General features: G+C 67.6%; 2 protein-coding genes. One reads left to right on the top strand and one right to left on the bottom strand.

Translation table 11 applies throughout. The annotated features are described in order from the left end of the window. On the bottom strand, positions 1 to 188 hold a 188-nt coding region (locus ACFYWL_RS31160), incomplete at its 3' end, for a hypothetical protein (protein WP_386980412.1). On the opposite strand from ACFYWL_RS31160, the gene ACFYWL_RS31155 reads away from it, so the two are divergent. Beyond that, on the top strand, positions 126 to 1,589 hold the full coding sequence (locus ACFYWL_RS31155; RefSeq protein WP_386980409.1) for an NF041680 family putative transposase: 1,464 nt from the start codon (positions 126 to 128) through the stop codon (positions 1,587 to 1,589). The two genes, ACFYWL_RS31160 and ACFYWL_RS31155, sit on opposite strands and share 63 nt — an antisense overlap. Positions 1,590 to 1,599 lie beyond the last annotated feature (10 nt).

Below are 1,599 nucleotides of genomic sequence, written 5' to 3'. Positions count from 1 at the left end.
TCGTGCTCAATGCAGGAAAGAGTGGCCTCCAACGCGAGCTGGGGATTTAACGCTGGGGTTGGGGTAGTGCCGGTGGTTGGTGGTTGGTTCGGTGTGTTGCCGTGACGTGGGGCGGCCACCGCCTGATGATCGGGATCGACCAAGATCTTCGATGTGAGGCGGTGGCCGTGGCCGTCATTGTGGGGCATGCGGGTGGGTGTGAGGAGACACCACGCGGGGACCGGGGCCGCTTGTTGGAGTTCCGGCAGGGCTGGTACCGGTGTCTGACGGGGTGGGCGGACACGTTGTTCGAGGTCACGGACGCGGTATTGACCGCGCCTGGTGTGGTGGTGTCGTTGCCGTATCTGACCTTGGAGCCGGCGTTGCGTCGGGGTTGGGGCAGTGTGTACGCGTCCTTGTCGAAGGGACGGGTGGACACTGCCGCGGTGCGTGAGCTGCTGATCGGTGCTCTGCCGTCGTGGTGGCCGGTGTTCGCGGTGGACGTGACCGTGTGGCCGCGCCCTGAGGCGAGGTGCTCACCGCGACGTGGGATGTGTCGTGTGCCTGATCCAGGTGGTGACCGGCGGGGTCGGATGGTGCCGGGCTGGGCCTACCAGTGGATCTGTCAGGTATCCGCGACGCCCGATTCCTGGACCGCGCCGGTGGACGTCGTGCGGGTGGACCCTGACGACAACGCCACCGAGGTGGCCTGCGCCCAGATGAGCGCCCTGGTTTCGGGCTTGGCCCGTCACCGGCCGGGGGTGGCGCCGGTGTTCTGCCTGGACGCCGGGTACTGCCCGATCACCGCGACCGCTCGGGTGGCATCTGATCCGGACGCCCCCGCCCGGATCATCGGACGGATCCGCCGTGACCGCGTCTTCTACGGCGACCCGCCGGCCAAAGTTCCGGGCAGTGGTGGCCGACCCAAACTGCACGGGGAACGGTTCGCCTGCGCGGATCCCACGACCTGGCCCGAGCCCACCCACGAGCTGCGCACCGTCGATGACACCTACGGTTCGATCCACGTGCAGGCCTGGACCGGACTGCACCCCAAGCCAAGCAAACAACGCCGGTGGGCGGCGAAGAACACCAAGGGCCTGGCCGCCCCGATCATCCGAGGCACCATCGTACGGATCAGCCTGACCCGAACCGTCGAGGCCGGCAACGGCCAAGCCCTGTGGCTCTGGACCGCCGGCCCCGACCAGATCAACCTTGACCTGATCTGGCGGGCCTACCTACGCCGCTTCGCCATCGAGCACACCAACCGGTTCATCAAACAACACCTCGCCTGGACCACTCCCGCACTACGTCACCCACACCAAGCCGACCTGTGGACCTGGATCACGGCCGCCGCACACACCCAACTCCGCCTCGCCCGGACACTGATCGCCGACCAACGCCTGCCCTGGGAACGACCCCTGACCACCACCGCCCTCACCCCCTACCGGGTCCGCCGAGGATTCCGCGGCCTGCACCCGCACCTACCCACACCCGCCAGACCACCGAAACCCTCCCGACCAGGACCAGGACGCCCCAAAGGCAGCCGAAACCAGCAACCCACCCCACGCCACAAGACAATCATCAAGCGACGCCGACCCGCCCAGCGTTAAATCCCCAGAC

It is taken from the genome of Micromonospora sp. NPDC002575, assembly GCF_042889525.1.
Classification (GTDB): domain Bacteria; phylum Actinomycetota; class Actinomycetes; order Mycobacteriales; family Micromonosporaceae; genus Micromonospora; species Micromonospora carbonacea.
Note: the sequence above shows the minus strand (reverse complement) of the source record. Positions and strands in the feature narration are given on the sequence as shown.